The organism is Microcystis sp. LE19-8.1F (assembly GCF_027531715.1).
GTDB classification, from domain to species: domain Bacteria; phylum Cyanobacteriota; class Cyanobacteriia; order Cyanobacteriales; family Microcystaceae; genus Microcystis; species Microcystis wesenbergii_A.
On record NZ_JAPZSO010000184.1, the window covers coordinates 1 to 2,531 of the forward strand.

Consider the following 2,531-nt stretch of genomic DNA (forward strand, 5'->3'; position numbering starts at 1 on the left):
TAATACCACCGAGGAGAATTAACAGAAAACCGGGGATAACGTAGGCAAAAGCGTAGGCGTTCACCACTGGCCCAACACCGTAGGCAGCGGCGATTACCTGTTCGCGGACTAAACCAAAAACCTTACTGATTAAGGTGGCAATGGCGACAATTCCAGCAATACCGGCTAAGGAACTGGTAGCTTTCTTACTAATGACGACACCTCGAAAGAAAACAACTGCATTGATCGATTCTACCCGTTTCTGTGTTCCCGCAGAAAAGCGCTCTCTAGTTGTCAAATTTAATTTGACTGGAATGTATAACACCCATTTCCCCACAGACATCCGTATAATACCAAGAGCCAACCGAACCATAAATATTGATGGTTCTACGTTCTCTGACTGAACAGATGATATTGCCATTGGGGGATGTTCTCACATTTGATGGTGGAGAAAACACTATTGCTGTAGCGATTCTTGATGTAGATTGAGAACTATCGAATCTGTAACTACACACCACCTCTAGCATTGTTTGAGTCGCTTGAGAGCGGGGACGATGAATTTGTCTTTCGGGAAAAGTCGTCCAAGTTCCGTTATCACAATTAGCTTGGCTAACCAGTCGTTGATTTCCTAAATAATAAACGAAGTCAACACTACGCGAACTAGCCGGAACAATCGAACATAAATCGATGTTAACGCTTTTTCCCGTCACAGCAGTTCCGGCAAAGTAATTACAAGTTTGAGCCAAAACTATATTTGGTTTTGCCCAGGAAGCACCGACTATCATTGTTAAAGATAGACTAGAAATCAAAATAATTGTTTTCATGGTTGATTTTAAATTTTCTGGAGGCTTTTTCTGAGATTATTTTATACTCAATTGAATTGTGGCTAAAAGCTGATGGCGACAAAATATTAGTATTTCGGCTCTTCTGGTTTCTGTGTGGAAACGAGGTCTATACTGATAGTTTCTTCGACAAAATAGTCCTAAAAGTGTTACCCGATAAGCATTTCACGATTCCATAAGCAAAAATTATCACACAAAGTCGAGAAGAGCCGTATTTCTTCTTATCTAATTCTCTGTTCCCGTAGAAAAGCGCTCTCTAGTTGTCAAATTTAACTTGACTGGACTGTATAACAGCCATTTCCCCAAACAGATCCCTAGAGAGCGTTTCTCATAAAGATGAAGTATAAGCTAATTCGGCATCGATGATCGACTCCCACCTGACCATTAAGATAACTGTTAAGTAGCTGGTTATAATTAAATTAAAAATGGATTTTAGGTTCGATCCCCCCTGCCCCCCTTGATAAGGGGGGTGCCGATAGGCGGGGGGATCCCCCCTTAATCCCCCCTTAATAAGGGGGGCATCTGACAACTTTTAACGCCTACCTACTTATATAGCGTTTCCTAAGCTAGTGAGGTACAGCTATTTTTGGTTCTTCGGTTTGTGTTATGCGATGGACGGGGGTTATAAGAGATGAAACCCTTATAGAGAAAGACATTGCTGCGATATTTGTCAATTGTTTTCGATCTAGAGCGAACTAATCAATTAAGTCTTTTGCCAGATAAGGATTTAGTCGATTTATGTCACCCGATTGAACCATACCAGGTAACGAAGAACCCTATTTTTCTTCCCTTTTGCCTCTTGCCTTTTGCCTGTACTGATATGTAGCCTATACTCAACGTATTTAGTATAATATTGAGCTTTTCATTCTACCTTGTTTGAGTTAGCGATCGCTTTTTCTTAACTTCTCCAGTCAAAAAGTTGCACACGAGGGTATTATTCTCTAGGAGCGCACGCTCTGGACAACCCCTGAGATAATTTTTTCTGCACCACAAGCGCAGGATATCCCTCCGCACCACCTACAAGGAGAATCTAATGTTCAAAATCGATACTTGCTGTACTCTAGTACCCTACTTTGAAGTAAAAGAAGGAAAAATTGCTGCGTTTAAGGAGCTAGGCCCCAAGTTCATTGAGAGAACCCGCACCGAAGAGGGCTGTATCCATTATGCTTTCTCCTTTAGCGGCAATATTGCTCATTGCCGCGAGGGTTACGTCGATGCCTCCGCAGTTCTTGCCCACCTACAAAACGTCGGGGAACTGCTAGACGAAGTTCTCAAAATCGCCAAGATTATTCGCCTAGAAGTTCACGCTCCCGCTTCCGAAATCGAAAAACTGCGAGAGCCGTTGGCCTCTCTTAACCCTCAGTTCTTCATTCTCGACGAAGGTATTCGCCGCACCAGCGAAGCCTAACCCCTAGCCTGATTGTCCCCCATTATCCCTAGATTCTGGCATCTTCCCTGAAAGTAACCGGCAAGCAACAAAAAAGCACCCCCTCGCGGGAGTGCCTTTTCGTTCAGACTAGGAATTAACCATTGATAGCAGGAGCAGTCAGAGCTACAGGAGCCTGTTCACCACTAGCTAAGTCTAAGGGGAAGTTGTGAGCGTTGCGCTCGTGCATTACTTCCATACCGATACCAGCGCGGTTTAACACATCGGCCCAAGTACCGATTACACGACCTTGAGAATCGAGAATCGACTGGTTGAAGTTGAAA

At 43.5% G+C, this 2,531-nt stretch carries 2 protein-coding genes and 3 pseudogenes; 2 read left to right on the forward strand and 3 right to left on the reverse strand.

Features of this window, described 5'->3' with window-relative positions:
- Both O9334_RS17500 and O9334_RS17505 read right to left on the reverse strand, forming a co-directional pair.
- Positions 1-322, reverse strand: a pseudogene (locus tag O9334_RS17500) (murein biosynthesis integral membrane protein MurJ); the annotation flags it as partial.
- On the reverse strand, positions 267-803 hold the full coding sequence (locus O9334_RS17505; protein WP_045356043.1) for a hypothetical protein: 537 nt from the start codon (positions 801-803) through the stop codon (positions 267-269). The pseudogene O9334_RS17500 and the gene O9334_RS17505, both read right to left, overlap by 56 nt.
- Positions 804-1,427: 624 nt before the next feature.
- Between O9334_RS17505 and O9334_RS17510 the strand changes: the two are divergent.
- Both O9334_RS17510 and O9334_RS17515 read left to right on the forward strand, forming a co-directional pair.
- Positions 1,428-1,647: pseudogene (locus O9334_RS17510) on the forward strand (hypothetical protein).
- A 207-nt stretch (positions 1,648-1,854) separates the two neighbouring features.
- A complete protein-coding gene (locus O9334_RS17515; protein ID WP_045356041.1) occupies positions 1,855-2,229 on the forward strand; it encodes a putative quinol monooxygenase in 375 nt (124 codons plus the stop codon).
- A gap of 115 nt (positions 2,230-2,344) precedes the next feature.
- Here O9334_RS17515 and O9334_RS17520 read toward each other — a convergent pair.
- Positions 2,345-2,531: pseudogene (locus O9334_RS17520) on the reverse strand (hypothetical protein); the annotation flags it as partial.

What these genes read in the sequence shown, in the direction of transcription:
- O9334_RS17505 (WP_045356043.1), bottom strand. Translation starts at nt 803, where the DNA reads ATGAAAACAATTATTTTGATTTCTAGTCTATCTTTAACAATGATAGTC.
- O9334_RS17515 (WP_045356041.1), top strand. Translation starts at nt 1,855, where the DNA reads ATGTTCAAAATCGATACTTGCTGTACTCTAGTACCCTACTTTGAAGTA.